Source organism: Sorangium sp. So ce394 (assembly GCF_051474665.1).
Classification (GTDB): domain Bacteria; phylum Myxococcota_A; class Polyangia; order Polyangiales; family Polyangiaceae; genus Sorangium; species Sorangium cellulosum_D.
Window position 1 is genome coordinate 1,814,229 of the sequence record NZ_CP150339.1, and the last position, 15,662, is coordinate 1,829,890.

Annotated in this window: 11 protein-coding genes; 6 read left to right on the forward strand and 5 right to left on the reverse strand. The window is 71.5% G+C overall.

All coding sequences use genetic code 11. The features are described 5' to 3' along the window. Nucleotides 1–307: 307 nt before the first annotated feature. Both WMF33_RS06655 and WMF33_RS06660 read left to right on the forward strand, forming a co-directional pair. Complete coding sequence (locus WMF33_RS06655; RefSeq protein WP_437336332.1) at nucleotides 308–2,719, forward strand: cellulose binding domain-containing protein; 2,412 nt, start codon at nucleotides 308–310, stop codon at nucleotides 2,717–2,719. A gap of 120 nt (nucleotides 2,720–2,839) precedes the next feature. Beyond that, the gene (locus tag WMF33_RS06660; protein ID WP_437336333.1) at nucleotides 2,840–4,000 is read left to right on the forward strand and encodes an RCC1 domain-containing protein; all 1,161 of its coding nucleotides are present in this window, start codon (nucleotides 2,840–2,842) and stop codon (nucleotides 3,998–4,000) included. Between the two features lie 87 nt (nucleotides 4,001–4,087). Here the strand turns inward: WMF33_RS06660 and WMF33_RS06665 are convergent, their stop codons facing one another. After that, complete coding sequence (locus tag WMF33_RS06665; protein WP_437336334.1) at nucleotides 4,088–5,059, reverse strand: D-2-hydroxyacid dehydrogenase family protein; 972 nt, start codon at nucleotides 5,057–5,059, stop codon at nucleotides 4,088–4,090. A gap of 51 nt (nucleotides 5,060–5,110) precedes the next feature. Here WMF33_RS06665 and WMF33_RS06670 point away from each other — a divergent pair, with 51 nt between their 5' ends. Further along, nucleotides 5,111–6,187, forward strand: a complete 1,077-nt coding sequence (locus WMF33_RS06670) for an ABC transporter substrate-binding protein (RefSeq protein WP_437336335.1) — start codon at nucleotides 5,111–5,113, stop codon at nucleotides 6,185–6,187. 49 nt (nucleotides 6,188–6,236) lie between these two features. On the opposite strand, the gene nudC is transcribed toward WMF33_RS06670, so the two are convergent. Both nudC and WMF33_RS06680 read right to left on the reverse strand, forming a co-directional pair. Next, nucleotides 6,237–7,046: an NAD(+) diphosphatase gene (gene nudC, locus WMF33_RS06675; protein WP_437336336.1), complete on the reverse strand. Its 810-nt coding sequence runs from the start codon at nucleotides 7,044–7,046 to the stop codon at nucleotides 6,237–6,239. Nucleotides 7,047–7,160: 114 nt separating this feature from the next. Then, nucleotides 7,161–8,207 carry an ABC transporter substrate-binding protein gene (locus WMF33_RS06680; protein ID WP_437336337.1) on the reverse strand — a complete coding sequence of 349 codons (1,047 nt, stop codon included), beginning with the start codon at nucleotides 8,205–8,207 and terminating at the stop codon, nucleotides 7,161–7,163. 584 nt (nucleotides 8,208–8,791) lie between these two features. Here WMF33_RS06680 and WMF33_RS06685 point away from each other — a divergent pair. Beyond that, nucleotides 8,792–10,054 carry an RCC1 domain-containing protein gene (locus WMF33_RS06685; protein WP_437336338.1) on the forward strand — a complete coding sequence of 421 codons (1,263 nt, stop codon included), beginning with the start codon at nucleotides 8,792–8,794 and terminating at the stop codon, nucleotides 10,052–10,054. Between the two features lie 141 nt (nucleotides 10,055–10,195). On the opposite strand, the gene WMF33_RS06690 is transcribed toward WMF33_RS06685, so the two are convergent. Continuing rightward, complete coding sequence (locus WMF33_RS06690) at nucleotides 10,196–11,056, reverse strand: MBL fold metallo-hydrolase (protein WP_437336339.1); 861 nt, start codon at nucleotides 11,054–11,056, stop codon at nucleotides 10,196–10,198. Between the two features lie 217 nt (nucleotides 11,057–11,273). On the opposite strand from WMF33_RS06690, the gene WMF33_RS06695 reads away from it, so the two are divergent. Then, entirely contained in the window at nucleotides 11,274–12,497 is a 1,224-nt protein-coding gene (locus WMF33_RS06695) for an MFS transporter (RefSeq protein WP_437336340.1), read from the forward strand. A 45-nt stretch (nucleotides 12,498–12,542) separates the two neighbouring features. Here WMF33_RS06695 and WMF33_RS06700 read toward each other — a convergent pair whose 3' ends face one another. Beyond that, nucleotides 12,543–13,478, reverse strand: a complete 936-nt coding sequence (locus WMF33_RS06700) for an oxidoreductase (protein WP_437336341.1) — start codon at nucleotides 13,476–13,478, stop codon at nucleotides 12,543–12,545. Nucleotides 13,479–14,320: 842 nt separating this feature from the next. Here WMF33_RS06700 and WMF33_RS06705 point away from each other — a divergent pair. Beyond that, nucleotides 14,321–15,496: a DNRLRE domain-containing protein gene (locus WMF33_RS06705; protein WP_437336342.1), complete on the forward strand. Its 1,176-nt coding sequence runs from the start codon at nucleotides 14,321–14,323 to the stop codon at nucleotides 15,494–15,496. Nucleotides 15,497–15,662 lie beyond the last annotated feature (166 nt).

Consider the following 15,662-nt stretch of genomic DNA (forward strand, 5'->3'; position numbering starts at 1 on the left):
ACACGATGCCTTCGAGCGTCGCGCGCGCGCAGGCCGTGATGGCGAATGCCGGGAATACGACGTAGCGCGCCCATTGACGAGACGAAAATTCGCGTCTAACAACACGGGTGACCGGTTCGGCGGGCTTATCGTTCCTGTGCCCTCGTGATGAGGGCATCGTCGTTTCCGTGTCCGCGCTCGCTGGATGCCTCCCTCGCAAGGCCGAGGGCCAGCCGCGTCGTGGCCCTGCCGAACCAGGGCGCGACGATGGGGCGCTTTGCCATCAACTTGGGTAAGATCTATGCACAACCTCGAGAGCAGATGGGACATGTGGGTAGCCGCTGCAGCGCTGGCGCTCGTGCCGGCGTGCGGCGACGGCTCGACGGAGCCGATCGGCACATCCCAGGCCGCGCTGCAGGGCGCGAACGGGATCAGCGCCAACCTCGTGATCGACTCGCAGTGGGGTCAGGGGTACTGCGCGAGCGTCACCGTGAGCAACCAGCACGCGACCGCCACGACGGGGACATGGAGCGTCGGGCTCGACGTCGGCTCGGGCGCCATCTTCTCGAGCTGGAACGGCACGTTCAGCGGAAGCACGGGTCAGATCACGGTCACCCCTCAGGGCAACAACGCGGCGATCCCCGCGTCGGGCAACGTCCAGCTCGGCTTCTGCGCCAACATCCCGAGCCCGGGGATCCAGCCGGTCCTCCTGTCGGTGAGCAGCGACCTGCCCCCGATGGGCAACGGCGTGGCGATCGCAGAGTACAAGTTCCCGGCCGCGGTCGACGCGATGGTCAGCCCTGATTACGCGACCGAGCTCTGGGCGTCCTTCTACCGCCCGGCGAGCCTCGAGGCAGGCCGGCAGTATCCGCTGCTCGTGTTCATGCACGGAAACCACCCCACCTGCGGCACGGGCCAGAACCCGCGGGTGGACAACAACAACCAGTATGCCGCGACGGGGACCTGCCCGGCGAACTACGTCGTCGTCCCCAACCACCGCGGCTACGACTACATCGCCACGGACCTCGCCGCGCGCGGCTACTTCGTGGTGTCCATCAACACGAACCGCGGCATCCACGCCGCCTCGAGCTCGCCGAGCGACGAGCTGGTCATCGGGCCGCGCGGGCGCCTGCTGCTCCGCCACCTCGAGCGGCTGAGCCGCTGGGACAGCGGCGCCGAGCCGACCCCCACGGCGCTCGGCGTGGATCTGCACGATCGCATCGACTTCGACCAGGTCGGGCTGATGGGGCACTCGCGCGGCGGCGAGGCCGTGCGGTTCGCCTACAACGAATACCGCCGGAGCGGCAGCCCGTGGCCCGCGCTGATCGAGAGCCCGGTGAGCTTCCGCGGGATCTTCGAGATCGGCCCGACCGATCAGGGCCAGAACGGCCAGCGCCTGAACGCTGACCAGACGGCCTGGAACGTGATCCTGCCGGCCTGCGACTGGGACCTGAGCGACCTGCCCGGGTTGCGCCCGTTCGATCGCATGATGAGCATCCCCGAGCCGGAGCCCTACTTCAAGTCCTTCTATCATGTGTGGGGCGCCAACCACAATTACTACAACAGCGAGTGGCAGCTCGCGGACGCGAACGGCGGCGGGATCACGGGCTGCATCGATCACGAGGCGCTCTTCGACCCGACGGAGTACGGGTCGCCGGCGCAGCGCGAGACGGGGCGCCTCGCGGCCGTCTCCTTCTTCACCGCCAACGTGGGCGTGGACCGCGACGAGGCCGCGAACGCCCTGTTCGACCCCGCCTTCCCGTTCCCGAACGTCCCCTTCCGCGTTCGCCGCGGCTATCACCCGGGCGGCGACTCCGCCGACAGCCTGTTGCTCGAGGACTTCATCAGCCCGACCGGCACGAGCTCCTACGGCCTGCCGAACACCACCGGCGGCACCATCACGGTGGAGCACATCTCCCTGAGCGGACACGATCCTTCGCACTCGGGCGCCTGGATCCACGACGTGGTCGAGGGCAGCTCGACGTTCTTCCAATCGAACTGGTCCCCCGTGGGCACGGGCTTCGATCTCACGGGGTACGAAACCCTCGATCTCCGCGCCGACCGCAGCTGGGGCTCCGACCCGGCCGAGGCGTCGTTCCTTGTGGAGCTCGTGAACGCCGACGATAGCCGATCGAGCGCCGTCGCCATCGGCGACTACCTGGAGCTCGGCCCGCCGCCGCGTGGCGGCAGCACCCTGCCGACCGCGCGCATCCCGCTGTCCTTGTTCACCGGCGCCACGCTCGATTCGGTGCGCGGGGCTCGGCTGACCTTCACCACCCCGCTCAACGGAAACAGCGTGTTCGTGGCGAACATCCGCGCGACGCGCGCCACCACCGAAGCGCCGGCGGCCGCGGCGCGGCTCGCCCCCGCCCTGTCGAGCGCGGCGCCGCCCGTGTCCATCGCCCGCGCCGCCGAGGCGACCGCCCCCGCGCCGCGGCGGATCACGGCCGGCAACGCGATCAAGAGCCTGAAGATCAGCGGCCCCGACGCCGTCGAGCTCACGCTCACCAGCGCCGAGTTCTTCGACCTCCGCGCCACGAGCCTGGTGCTCACCGTCGGCGCCGAGCGGAGCATCCGAGCGCGCCATCCGAACGGCGATCTCCACACCGTCCAGTTCGTGCTCCCGCGCGCCGCCTTCGACCGCCTCGCCGCGCACGAGCCGGTGACGGTCGACTACGGTCCTGGCTCCTCCGTGGTCTGGGACTTCGGTCGCCTCGACAAGACGGCGCTCGCTCCGTGAGCCGGCGGCGATAGGCACGCCGGGGCCGGCATCGCTTTAAGGTCTCCTTAAGGAGCGCCCCCGCCGGCCGCTTCCATAGTTCCTCCGTTCGGCGAAGACGCCCGCCGAACGGAGGATCCCATGCCCCGCTCCATCGTCGCTCCTCTCTTCTCTACCGTCGCGCTCCCCGCCGCCCTGGCCGCCTGCGGCTCCGTCGAGATCGTCCCGTACGACACCTCTGGCGCCACCGGCGGCGGTCCTGCCGTCGTGGGCACCGGCGGCTCCGGTGCCGGCGGCGAGGGCGCGTCCCCGACCGGCTCGGGCGGCGCTCCTCCCGACCCGGTGCCTGCGCCCTCCTGCGTCGCCGCGGAGTGCGCCGTGCGCATCGCGGCGGGCGCGCCGAAATGCGCCGTCGCCGCCTCCGGAAAGGTCTTTTGCTGGTGGGGCGGCGTCACGCTGGAAGAGCGCCTGACCGGCGGTCCGGTCGAGCGGCCGGGCCTCGACGATATCGTCGCTGCATCCGGCCTGGCCGAGCAGATGTGCTTCCTCCACGCAACCAGGCGCGTCTCCTGCCAGGGCTTCAGCCACGAAGGGCAGCTCGGGCAGGCCGTTCCCGTCGGCGTGTCCAGCGCGGAGCCGCTCATGCTGCGGGACGTCAAGGACGTCGTTCAGCTGTCCTCGGGTCATCACCACGTCTGCGGAGTCCGCAGCTTGGGCAAGGTCATCTGCTGGGGCGGCCCGTCCCCCGCGCCGGTGCTCGGCGTCGAGGGCGTCGGGCAGACGCAGGCCCCGGTCGCGGTCACCGGCCTCGACGACGCGGTGCAGGTCGCCGCGAACATCGATCACACCTGCGCGCTGCGGGCCACCGGAGAGGTGGCGTGCTGGGGATGGCTCACCACCGGTGAGGAGGCGGTGACGGCCGTGAAGGTCGAGGGTGTCGAGGGCGCCGTCGAGATCACGGCCGGGTGGACGCACGACTGCGCCCGCCTCGCGTCGGGCAGGGTGGTCTGCTGGGGCGGCGACTACCAGGGAGACGACGGCGCCCGCGGGCCGCTCCACGTGCTCGGGATCGACGATGCCATTCAGGTGAGCGCCGGGTACAACCGGACCTGCGCGGTGCGGCAGGGCGGCAGGCTCGTCTGCTGGGATGCCTCCTCGACGGCGACACCGCAGGAAGTCGAACCCGGGGAGGTCGTTCACGTCTCCGTCGGCTACGACGAGACCTGCGCCGCCCTCGCGAGCGGGGAGATCGCCTGCTGGTCCTGGCGCGACGGAGGCGATGTCCGCGTGTTCGGGCTGTAGCCTCGGCGTCGCTTTGGAACAGGCGTGCGCGGATATCGAGCCACCGCTCGAGATCGCCGTAATCGCCGTAGACGAGCGCTCGCAGGATCAGAGCACGCGCACCGGCTGGTTGGCGCGGAACGCGGCGATGTCCTCGAGCGCGTCGCGGTAGAAGATACGGTACGTCTCCTCGGTGACGTACCCGAGGTGCGGGGTGAGCACGGTGTTCGGCAGCCGGCGCAAGGGGTGCTCCGCGGGCAGCGGCTCGGTGTCGAACACGTCGAGCGCCGCGCCGGCGAGCCGACCGCTCGTGAGCGCGTCGATCAGCGCGCGCTCGTCGACGATCGGCCCGCGCGAGGTGTTCACGAGCAGCGCGCCGGGCTTGAGCAGGTTGAGCTCGCGCGCCCCGAGCAGCCCGCGCGTCCGCTCGGAGAGCACCAGGTGGATGCTGACCACGTCGGCGCCCGCCAAGAGCTCGTCGAGCGGGAGGAGCGCCGCGCCGTGCTCGGCGGCGCGCTCGCGCGTGAGGTTCTGGCTGTAGGCGGTCACGCGCATGCCGAACGCGAGCGCGACGCGGGCGACCTGCGCGCCGAGGCGGCCGAGGCCGAGCAGCCCGAGCGTCTTGCCGGACAGGCCGATTCCCAGGCTCGTCTGCCATTCGCCGGCGCGCACCGCGCGATCTTCGCGCGGGATGTTCCGCGCCAGCGCGAGCAGCAGGCCCCAGGTGAGCTCGGCCGTGGGGTAGGGCAGGCCCCCGGTGCCGGACACGACCACGCCGAGCTCGCGCGCGGCGGCCACGTCGATGGCGGCGTTGCGCGCGCCGGTGGTGACCAGCAAGCGCAGCCTGGGGAGCTCGGCGAGCACGGCGCGCGGGAACGGCGTCCGCTCGCGCATCGCCACGATGGCATCGAACGGCGAAAGCCGGCTCACGAGCGCTCGCGCGTCGGCCACGTGATCGTGAAAGAACTCGACCTCGACGCCCGCGCCCAGCGAGCCCCACGGCGCGAGCGAGCGCGCCACGCGCTGGTAGTCGTCGAGCACGGCAACACGGAACGAGGCAGGCGAGGTGCTGGAGGACATGCTTGCCGGGGATGCTTGCATTTCAGCGGATGGTTGTCCAATATTGCGGACGTGGCTCCTTCGCGTCCCGTCCGGCCTGGCCTGCTCCGCGCCGCGTCGCCTGTGATCTTCCTGCTCGTCCTGCTGGCGCTGTGCGGCGCGGCGGGCTGCTCGCGCGACGGCGCGTCGCGCGGCTCCGCCGCCGGACCGGAGGGTGAATTCGAGACGCTCGAGCTCCGGTATCAGGGCAACAACGGCACGGTGTCGCCGATCGAGCTCGCGGAGGATCTCGGCTACCTCGCGCCGATCCGCCTGAACTTCATCGGCAGCACGGTGAGCGGCCCGCAGAGCGTGCAGGCGGTGGTCACCGGGGACACCGACTTCGGCGGCGCCTTCAACGGCGCCATCATCAAGCTGATCGCGGCCAAGGCGCCCATCATCGCCGTCGCCGGCTACTACGGCGTCGACGAGCAGCGCCAGAGCGGCTTCTACGTGCTGAACGACAGCCCGCTGCGCGCCGCGCGCGACCTCCTGGACAAGTCGATCTCCATGAACACGCTCGGCGCTCACAGCGAGTTCATGGTCAAGGAGTTCCTGTCGCGAAACCAGATCACGCTGGAGGAGGCCCGGCGCATCACGCTGCTCGTCGTTCCCCCCGTGAACGGCGAGCAGCTGCTCCGCGAGAAGCAGGTCGACGTGGCGTCGCTCGGCGATATCTACCGGGATCGCGCGCTCGAGCGCGGCGGCATCCGCTCGCTGTTCTCGGATTACGAGCTCTACGGCAAGTTCACCGCGGGCAGCTATGTGATGAAGACCAGCTTCATCAAGGAAAACCCCAGGACCGTACGGCGCTTCGTCGAGGCGACGGCCAAGGCCATCGAGTGGGCCCGGAGCACCCCGCGCGAGACGGTGGTGGCGCGCTTCATCGCGCTGATGAAGAAGCGCGGTCGCAACGAGGAGGACGCGGCCATCCGGTTCTGGCGCAGCTACGGCGTCGCCGGCAAGGGCGGCTCGATCGCGGATCGCGATTTCCAGATCTGGCTCGATTGGATGGTGAAGAGCGGCGAGCTCAAGCCGGGCGAGATCGCCCTGAGCCGCCTCTACACGAACGAGTTCAACCCCTACGCGAACGAGCAGGCCGTGAAATAGGGAGCGCCGGAAGCGGCGCTGTCCCGTCGGCGCGCCGCGCGGGCGTCGCTCAAGACCGCGGCGTGGGGCGCTGGACGAAGGCGTCGATCAGGCGGCGCGCGATGCTGACCTTGGGCGGGAGGTCGGGCAGCTGGTCGCGCGAGAACCAGTCGGCCTCGACGATCTCGACGCCGTCCGGCGTGAGCGTGCCGCCGGCGTACGTGGCCGAGAAGCCGATCATCAGCGAGCGGCCGAACGGCCACGGCTGGCTGCCGAAATACCTCAGATCGCGGATCCGAACGCCGACCTCCTCGCCGACCTCGCGCGCGGCCGCCTGCTCGAGCGACTCGCCGATCTCCACGAAGCCTGCCACCGCGCTGAAGCGCCCGGGCGGAAAGCGCGCGCTGCGCGCCAGGAGCACGCGGTCCTCGCGCTCCACCAGCACGATCACCGCGGGCGCGATCCGCGGGTGCACGCTCAAGCCGCAGCTCGGGCAGCGCCGCGTCTGCTCCCCGGCGCTGGGCTCGCGCGCGTCCGACGCCGCCGGCCCCGGCTCGGTGGCTGTCCCGCAGCGCCCGCAGTGGCGGTGCGTCTCGGCGAACTCGACGCCAGCGAGCGCGCGCCCCAGGATGTTCAGCGTGGGCTCGGGCAGCTCGGAGAACAGGGAGCGGACCGACGCGAACGCGAGCTCGGCCGGGAGCGCGACGTCGGGCCGAGCGCGAGCCGCGTACCAGCCGCGATCCTCGAACCTGCCGAGGAACACCGGCGCATCGGCGAACGCCGGGAGGACGTCGCGCCGGCCGAGGAACAGCCCGCCGGCGCGCTCCACCACGACGTCCAGCTCGCGCACGATCACCACGACATCGTCGTTGGTCGTCATCTCGGAGCGCCAGTGTACGCCGTTCGCCGAGCGCCGCCAGCGCCGCGCGCGACAGCTGGCAGCGGCGATTCGGTCTGCCTCACCCGGCAGCTTCGCTCCGGGCTCCAGGCGCCGTCAGGGCGCCGGGCGGGGCTTCCAGAAACCTTCGAGCTTCTCCTCTTTCAGGACTTGATCGAGGAAGCTGCGATCGACCCACGGCTCGAAGTCGAACGTCGCGCGGATCAAGCCCAGGCGCTTGGCGTCCGCGATGCTCGTCTTGTAGCGGGCGACCACGTACGCGTCCACGAGCGGGCTGTCTTTCTCGCGCGCGGACTCGCCGGCCCAGTCTTCCTTGAACGACGCGAACGGCGTGCCGGAGCGCGCCCAGAGGCGGTACGCCTCGCTCAGGTCCTTGTCCTGATCCGCCAGCCACTTGGCCGCCAGGACGTACTGCCGCACCACGCGCTTGGTGACCTCGGGGTACTTCCGGATGAAATCGTCCGAGCCGATGATGGTGCTGTTGCAGGTGTAGCGGGGGTCGCCCTTGGTCGAGTAGATGACGCGCACGAGGCCTTGATCGCGCTGGGCGAGCAGGTCATTGAGCCCGATGGCGGCGTCGACGTCCTTGGTGGCCAGGGCCGCCTTGGTGGTCGCGTTGTCCATGTTGATGGCGCGGACGTCGCGCTCGCTGAGCCCGTGGGCCTCGAGGATGCGCGCCGCCGAGAGCTGCAGGCAGGTGCCCTTGAACACCGCGAAGCGCTTGCCCTTGAGATCCTTGACGCTCTGGATCGGCGAGTCCGCGGGCACGGCGATGTACAGGTTGGTCTTCGGCCCGCTCGCGAGGATGCGGGTCTTCAGGCCGCCGGCGCGGCCGATGATCGACGGCAGATCGCCGAGCAGCGAGAAGTCGGTCAGCCCGTTGGCGTACGTCTCGTTCACGGCCGGCCCGGCGCCGCGCAGGAAGTTCCAGCGCACCGGGAAGCCGTCGCTCTTGAACTCGCTCTCGAGCGCGCCCCGCAGGTTGAGCAGCGCCCAGGCCGAGCCCCCCACCACCGGGCGATTGCCGACGCCCACGCCGGGGTTGGAGACGCGGATCTCGCTGGGCTTTTCGGCGGCCCGGGCGCTCAGCGCGATGGCGAGCGGCGCGAGCACGAGGGCGAGCAATCTCAACAAGGACTTCATGCAACGTTCCCTTCCGGTTGGCGTCCCTCGCAAGCTATCGAGCGACGGCATGTCTACGAACATGGACACGGTTGCCGAGCGAAAATGGATATCGCGCGGTGACGCCGGCGGCGAGCCTGCGGGTCAAGCTGCTGCTCCAGCAGCAGCGGCGGCGCAAAGCTGCTCGGATCCGTGCAGCGGCGCGACAAGCCCTCCCGCATCGTCAGGTGCGCTGGCGATCGTCTCGGCGCGCCTCGTCATTGTGACAGGCGCTCCTAGCAAAGCAGAGGCCACACGGGCGTGGCACGACGGGCGTGAGCTCGAGAGGCCGGGGCTCCGCTTTCGGGGCTCCTCGGGGGGCGTCGCCGCCCGAGTTGGCGAAGGGTCTCGTCGACAGGACGGCGCTCGCTCCGTGAGTCGACGGCGGCGCGCCGTGGCCCCGATCGAGGCCGCGCCGGGGAGCGCCGGGCTCCGCGCGCCGAGCGCGTCGTCAATGCCACGCCCGGCACGCCCGGAGCTGCTTTAAGGCCCCATTAAGGAGCACCGCCGCCGTCCGCTTCCATAGTCCCTCCGTCCGGCAAAGACGCCCGCCGACGGAGGACCCCATGCGCCGCGCCATCGTCACCCCTCTCCTCTATATCGTTGTTCTCCCCGCCGCCCTCGCCGCCTGCGGCTACGTCGAGATCGTCCCGCACGACACCTCGGGCGGTACCGGCGGCGGTCCTGCCGTCCCGGAGACCGGCGGCGGTCCTGCCGTCCCGGAGACCGGCGGCGGTCCTGCCGTCCCGGAGACCGGCGGCGGTCCTGCCGTCCCGGAGACCGGCGGCGCCGGTGCCGGCGGCGAGTACGCTGCCTCGACTGGCGCGGGCGGCGCACCACCCGACCCGACGCCGGCTCCCTCCTGCTCTGCGGCGGAGTGCGCCGTGCGCATCGCCGAGGGCGCTCCGAAATGCGCCGCCTCCGCCTCCGGAAAGGCCTTCTGCTGGTGGGACGGATTCGTGCTGGGGACCCGCCTGGCCGCCCCGGTCGAGCTGCCGGGCCTCGACGATATCGTCGCTGCGTCTGGCCTGCTCGAGGCGATGTGCTTCCTCCATGCTGGCGGGCGCGTCTCCTGCCTCGGCCTCAGCCACTACGGGCAGCTCGGGCAGGCCGTTCCCGTCGGGGGATCCAGCGCGGAGCCCCTCGAGCTTCCGGGGGTCGAGGGCATCGTCCAGCTCTCCTCGGGTCATCACCACGTCTGCGGCGTCCTCGGCTCGGGCAAGGTCGTCTGCTGGGGCGGCCCGTCCCCCGCGCCGGTGCTCGGCGTCGAGCACGTCGACGACGTCTATGGCATCGGCGTGACGCAGGTTCCGGTCACCGTCACCGGCGTCGACGACGCCGTGCAGGTCGCGGCGAACATCGATCACACCTGCGCGCTGCGGGCCACCGGAGAGGTGGCGTGCTGGGGGTGGCTCACCTCCGGTGGGGAGGCGGTGACGGCCGTGGGCGTCGAGGGCGTCGAAGGCGCCGTCGAGATCTCGGCCGGCTCTGCGCACGACTGCGCCCGCCTCGCATCGGGCGAGGTCCTCTGCTGGAGCAATCGCTACCAGCGGGACGACGGCGCCCGTGGGCCGCAACAGGTGCCCGGGCTCGACGATGCGATTCAGGTGAGCGCCGGGTACAACCGGACCTGCGCGCTCCGGCAGGGCGGCAGGGTCGTCTGCTGGTGGGCCTCCGCGAATGCAACCCTGTCGGAGATCGACATCGGCGAGGCCGTTCACGTCTCCGTCGGCTACGAAGAGGCCTGCGCCGCCCTCGCGAGCGGCGAGATCGCCTGCTGGCCCCACCACGCCAGCAGCCGCAGCGATGTCAGGGTGTTCGGGCTGTAGCCTCAGCGCCCCAGCCGGCGCGTCGAAGCGACCGGATCGCAGGTCGCGGTGCACCCTGCGCGCTCAGCACCTCGTCCCAGAATTACGTCGCAGGGCTTGACTCGATGTGACGGCGAGCGGCCGGGCTCCGTGCCACCGGCGCTAGATCCACACCTCCCCGAGGAGCGGCAGCACGCCCATCTGCACGTCGCGCGCCGCCCGGCCGAGGCGCTCTGCCAGGCGCTCTCCCTGCATCGCGGGCAGCGCCACGGCGGGGCGATCGAGGGGCAGAAAGAAGTTGTCCCAGTGCGAGAAGAGCACCGCGCGCGGCGACAGGGCGCGCGCGACGCGCTCGGGGAAGCCGCGCGAGGCGGTCCAGCCGGCGACGCAGAGCAGGAGCAGGTCGGGCTCCCTGCAATCGAGGCCCGCCTCGACGAGCTCCGCGCTGCCCAGGTGGACGATGCGCCGGCCCGCGACCCGGATCTCCACCGCGAAGACGGCGCCGCACCGGTAGCGCTCGGCCCGGAGCGGGACCTCGTCGCAATCGGAGATGTCGCCGGGGAAGGGGACCCGGCCGAGCAGCAGGCGCGAATGGGCGCTCGGGAGGAAGCGCAGCTCGAACGGGCCGACCTCGGCGACGACCGGCTGGCCGCCCGGCGCGCGCTCGACGTCGCGCACGCGCGCCGCGGGGACGCCGGACGCGCGGCAGAGCGCCACCGCGGAGCGCGAGCCGAAGACCGTCGCCCCCGTGCGGAGCGCGATCTCCGGGATGTCGAGCGCGTGATCGAAATGGGTGTGGCCGGCGACGACGGCGTCGGCGCGCGGCGCGTGGCGCGCGACGGCGGCCGCGTCGGGGGCGAGCCGGCCGAGCACGCAGCGGCGGAGCGAGGCGCGCGTGAGGTAGGGATCGATGAGCACCACCGCGCCCGCGTGCTCGATCGCGAACCCCGCCGTGCCCAGCCACCTGACCCGGACCGTGCCCGCCGGCGCGAGCGATCGCGGGGAGAACGTGTCGGCGATCATCGGCGCGGGCTCGCCCGGTCGGCAAACCTCGTGTGTCGGTGCGGCGTGCTCATCGAGGTCGGTGCGGCGTGCTCATCGAGGTCGGTGCGGCGTGCTCATCGAGGTCGGTGCGGCGCGCTCATCGAGGTCGCGCCGCGCCCGCGGCCGAGTCGAGATCCACGCCAGCATCCGTGTTTGGCGCGACCAAAGCTCGTCCGCTCGGTTACGATTGTCGGTCGTGGCAGACCGAACGTCCGCCGGCAAGATCGCCGCCCTCGCCGCGCTCTACTTCGCTCAGGGCATCCCGTTCGGCTTCCAGGCGACGGCGCTGCCCGTCTTCCTGCGCGCGAGCGGCGTCTCCCTCGCCGGCGTGGGCTTCGCGGGCGCGCTCGCGGTCCCCTGGGTCGCCAAGGCGCTCTGGGCGCCGCTCGTCGACCGCTTCGGGTGGGAGCGGCTCGGCCGGCGCCGCTCGTGGATCCTGCCGCTCGGGGTGCTGCTCTCGCTCACGTGCGCGGCCGCGGCGTTCGTCCCGCCGTCGCGCCACCTCGGCGCCCTGCTCGCGCTCGTCTTCCTCATGAACCTGCTCGCGGCCACGCAGGACATCGCGGTCGACGGGCTCGCGATCGACCTGCTCGGGCGCGGCGAGCTCGGCCTCGCGAACGCGGCGCAGGTGGTCGGCTACAAGGTCGGCATGCTCGCCGCCGGCGGGCTCCTCGTCTGGGCGAGCGCGTGGATCGGCTGGCGCGGCCAGTTCGGCGCGATGGCCGCGCTCGTCCTCGCCTCGGTGCTCGCCTCGCTCGCGCTGCGCGAGCCCCCCGCGAGCGAGGTCGAGGCGCGCGCGCGCCGCTCGCTGCGCGAGGTGCTCGCGACGGTCGCCGTCGCCCTGCGGGCGCCGGGCGCGCTCTGGGTCGTCGCGTTCCTCGGGACCTACAAGCTCGGCGAGGCGATGGTCGACATGATGTTCAAGCCCTTCCTCGTCGACGCCGGCTTCCCGCCGCACCAGATCGGCCTCTGGGTGGGCACGTACGGCCTGGTCGCCTCGATCGCCGGCTCGCTCGCGGGCGGCCTCCTCGCGCAGCGCGTGCCGCTGCTCGCCGCCGTCGGCGTGACCTCGGCGCTCCGGTCCGCCGCGATGGCCGGCGAGTGGACTCTCGCCGCGGCCGGCCCGCCCACCGCCGGGGCCGTCATCGCGGTCACCGTGGCCGAGCACCTCTTCGGCGGCGCCCTCACGACCGCGGTGTTCGCCTTCATGATGTCGCGCGTCCGGCGCTCGGTCGGCGCGACGCACTACACGCTGCTGGCGAGCGTCGAGGTGCTCGGGAAATCGCCCGCGGTGTGGCTGTCGGGCACCCTCGCCCAGCGGCTCGGCTACGCGGGGCTGTTCGCCCTCGGGACCGCGCTCTCGATCGCCTTCCTCGGGCTGCTGGTGCCGCTCCGGGAGCGGAGCGCGGGCGAGGCGTGAGCGGGCCTCGCCGCGCCCCACCCGTCGGGCGACGGGGCCCCGTCGTCAGAGGGCGTACGTCACGCCGGTGAGCCGCTCGGACTCCTCCCAGAGGCGGCGCTGCGTGACCTCGTCGTGGGAGCGGGCGCTCGACTCGAGGCGCTCGGGGAAGCCGGTCATCCCGAAGCGGCCCGGGGGCCCGTAGTACTCGCCGCCCCGCGCGCCCGGATCGACGGCGCAGCGGAGCGACGCGAGGGCGGCCATCGGCACGCTCTGCCCGAGCTCGAAGCGCTTGGCGATCTTGCCGAGGACGTGCATCCAGCCGGGCCCGCTGCGGGCGATCGAGGTGTTCGAGCCGCCGGGGTGCGCGGCGAGCGCGATCGTCTTCGCGCCGGCCGCGGCGAGCCGGCGCTGGAGCTCGTAGGTGAACAGCAGGTTCGCGAGCTTGGACCGCCCGTACGCGGGGAACCCGCGGAACGCCCGCTCCCCCTGCAGGTCGCCGAAGTCGATGTCGCCGCGATGGTGCGCCATGCTGGACACCGTCACGATGCGCGAGCCCGGCACGTCGCGCAGCCGATCGAGCAGGAGGCCGGTGAGGGCGAAGTGGCCGAGGTGGTTCACGCCGAGCTGGAGCTCGAAGCCGTCGGCGGTGACCTCGCGCTTGAAGGACAGCACGCCGGCGTTGTTGATGAGCAGGTCGATGCGGTCGTACGCGGCTCGGAGCTCGCCGGCGGCCTCGCGGACCGACGCGAGCGCGCCGAGATCGAGGCGCACGGCGCGCACGGTCGCGCCCGGGGCGCGGGCCTCGATCTGCGCCACCGCGGCGCCGGCCCTCTCCAGGTCGCGACACGCGAGCACGACCGTGGCCCCGCGCTCCGCCAGCGCCCGGGCCGTCTCGAGGCCGATGCCGGTGTTTCCGCCCGTGATGACCGCGACTCGGCCCGCCTGGCTGGGGATGTCAGCCTCGGTCCACCGCGCGCGAGAGTCTCTTCCTTGGTCCATCGCCCTCTCCTCGCACAAAACCGGGACGGCCGTTCCGGTTTCGACGATCGGAACGCGCGCGCGGTTCGTCAACGCGTCGACGCGTCGACGCGGCGTTCTTCGGCTGCTTCGCCGGCGCGGGCGAGGCGGGGCTCGCGAAAGGCGCTGGGCGACGCGCTCGCCGCGGCCGCGGATCCCGCCGCCCCTGGTCCCGTGATGGGGAGACAATGGAACCACAGAGGGCACAGAGGGCACAGAGGAGAGATTGGAAAATTTTATCTCTCTCAAATTTGTTCTCTCTCCTCTTCCCTCTGTGCCCTCTGTGCCTCTGTGGTTCCATCTCTCGATTTGCACACCGGGTGCGAATGATGGTGATCCGTTCGCCCATTTCATGATATAACGAAGACAGCGCCTCGGCTGGCAGTTGCAAGAAACGCTCGTGATCGCGCTCGTCCGACTCCGTCCATCGATCGCAGGCCGGTGGTCCTCCTCCAGGGGGACGCGGGCCTCCTCGGTCGAGGAAGCTCGAGGTCGGCGCACGATGCGCGAGGCGAGCGCCTCGCAACGGCCGTCCCGTCGTGCCGTCGTGCCGCGCGCGCTGATGGACGAATAACGACCTTCGTCGGTCCGCCTTCGCGGCAAACCCAACAGTTTATCAGCATCGCTCATACTTTGTAAATACGTTTTTCAATCCATAGCGTGCGGCAGCTCGCCGCACGGCGCGGCGCCGCCATGCCGGCGCCGCAACGAGGAGCTCTCCCATGAGAACCACCTATCCGTCGATCTCTGTCTCTGTCTCTGTCTCTGTCTCTGTCTCTGTCTCTGTCTCTGTCCTCGCGCTCGCCTCGATGATCTCCGGCTGCATGGCGGCCGCCGAGCCGCATGAGGACAACGACGAAGCCGTCGGCGAGGGCGCGGCGGCGCTCGTCTCCTGCTCGGTGCTGCCCTCCGGCGACATCGTCAGGAACGGCAGCTTCGAAGAGCCGAACGTGACGCGCAACAACTCGGCCATTTACAGCTCGATCAACGGCTGGCAGGCCGCCTATGGACAGATTCAGATCCATGACCACGCGAGCGGCATGAGCCCCGCGCACGGCGAGCAGCACGTCGAGCTGGACGCCAGCAACTCGAGCGGCATCTACCAGGATCTCACCACCGTCCCGGGCGCGACGTACCAGCTCCGGTTCGCCTTCGCCGCGCGCCCCGGCACCAGCGCGAACCAGAACGTGCTCGGCGTCGTCTGGGGCGGCCAGCAGGTCGCCACGCTCACGACCGCCAGCTCCGCGTGGGTCTACTATACCTATACCCTCGTGGCCTCCGGCGCGACGACGCGCCTCCAGTTCAACGATCTGGGCCTCTCGAACGGCCAGGGGACGCTCCTCGATCGGGTGACCGTGGTCGCCGCCGACACGGATCAAGACGGGGTCTTCGACTCGTGCGACAACTGCCCGGCGGTGCCCAACCCCTCCCAGGCCGACGCCGACAACGACGGCATCGGCAACGCCTGCGAGCCCCCGGTCCAGTCGCAGTGCGTCGTCGTGCAGCGCGGCACCAACGGGAGCGTGGCGGACGCGCATGTCCAGCCCGGCGTCTCGTGGCCGTACGGCGATTACCCGTACGTCGTCCTGAACACGCTCCCGGAGGGCCCGCAGGTGGGCCTGCTGGCCTTCGATCTGTCGTTCATCCCGGCGGGAGCCGACGTCGATTCCGCGACCCTCTCGCTCTCCCACGCGTGGAAGGCGAGCGCCGGCACCATCGAGCTGCACCGCGTGAACGGCCCCTGGCAGGAGTCGACCGTCCACGCAGGCAACTTCCCCGGGTACAACGCGGCCGTCGAGGCCACCCTCTCCACGGTCGCCGCGGACGCCGTCGCGACCGCCGACGTGGCGGCCCTCGTCCAGACCTGGGTGGATGGCGCCCAGCCGAACCACGGCATCGCGCTCCACGACGTGAACGGCCGGACCGACATCCGGTCGAGCGAGCAAGCGAACGTCGCCGTCCGGCCGAAGCTCGAGGTCTGCTACACGTCGGCCCAGTAGCGCAGTCGCCGACTCGGGGTCTCCGGACGAGGCGCGGAGGGCCGCGCCGGGTCGCGATCCCGACGTCCCGGGCGATCCCGGGATGTCGCTCGTCGCGGCGAGCCCGGCCACCTCCTCCGGGCTGGTTTGCCGAGAACCTGACGCCGCGCCCCGCCTTTGGTAGCAA

Coding starts and splice junctions, on each gene's coding strand:
- WMF33_RS06685 (WP_437336338.1), top strand. CDS start 8,792: ATGCGCCGCGCCATCGTCACCCCTCTCCTCTATATCGTTGTTCTCCCC.
- WMF33_RS06655 (WP_437336332.1), top strand. CDS start 308: ATGTGGGTAGCCGCTGCAGCGCTGGCGCTCGTGCCGGCGTGCGGCGAC.
- WMF33_RS06700 (WP_437336341.1), bottom strand. CDS start 13,478: ATGGACCAAGGAAGAGACTCTCGCGCGCGGTGGACCGAGGCTGACATC.
- WMF33_RS06665 (WP_437336334.1), bottom strand. CDS start 5,059: ATGTCCTCCAGCACCTCGCCTGCCTCGTTCCGTGTTGCCGTGCTCGAC.
- WMF33_RS06705 (WP_437336342.1), top strand. CDS start 14,321: ATGGCGGCCGCCGAGCCGCATGAGGACAACGACGAAGCCGTCGGCGAG.
- WMF33_RS06680 (WP_437336337.1), bottom strand. CDS start 8,207: ATGAAGTCCTTGTTGAGATTGCTCGCCCTCGTGCTCGCGCCGCTCGCC.
- nudC (WP_437336336.1), bottom strand. CDS start 7,046: ATGACGACCAACGACGATGTCGTGGTGATCGTGCGCGAGCTGGACGTC.
- WMF33_RS06690 (WP_437336339.1), bottom strand. CDS start 11,056: ATGATCGCCGACACGTTCTCCCCGCGATCGCTCGCGCCGGCGGGCACG.
- WMF33_RS06660 (WP_437336333.1), top strand. CDS start 2,840: ATGCCCCGCTCCATCGTCGCTCCTCTCTTCTCTACCGTCGCGCTCCCC.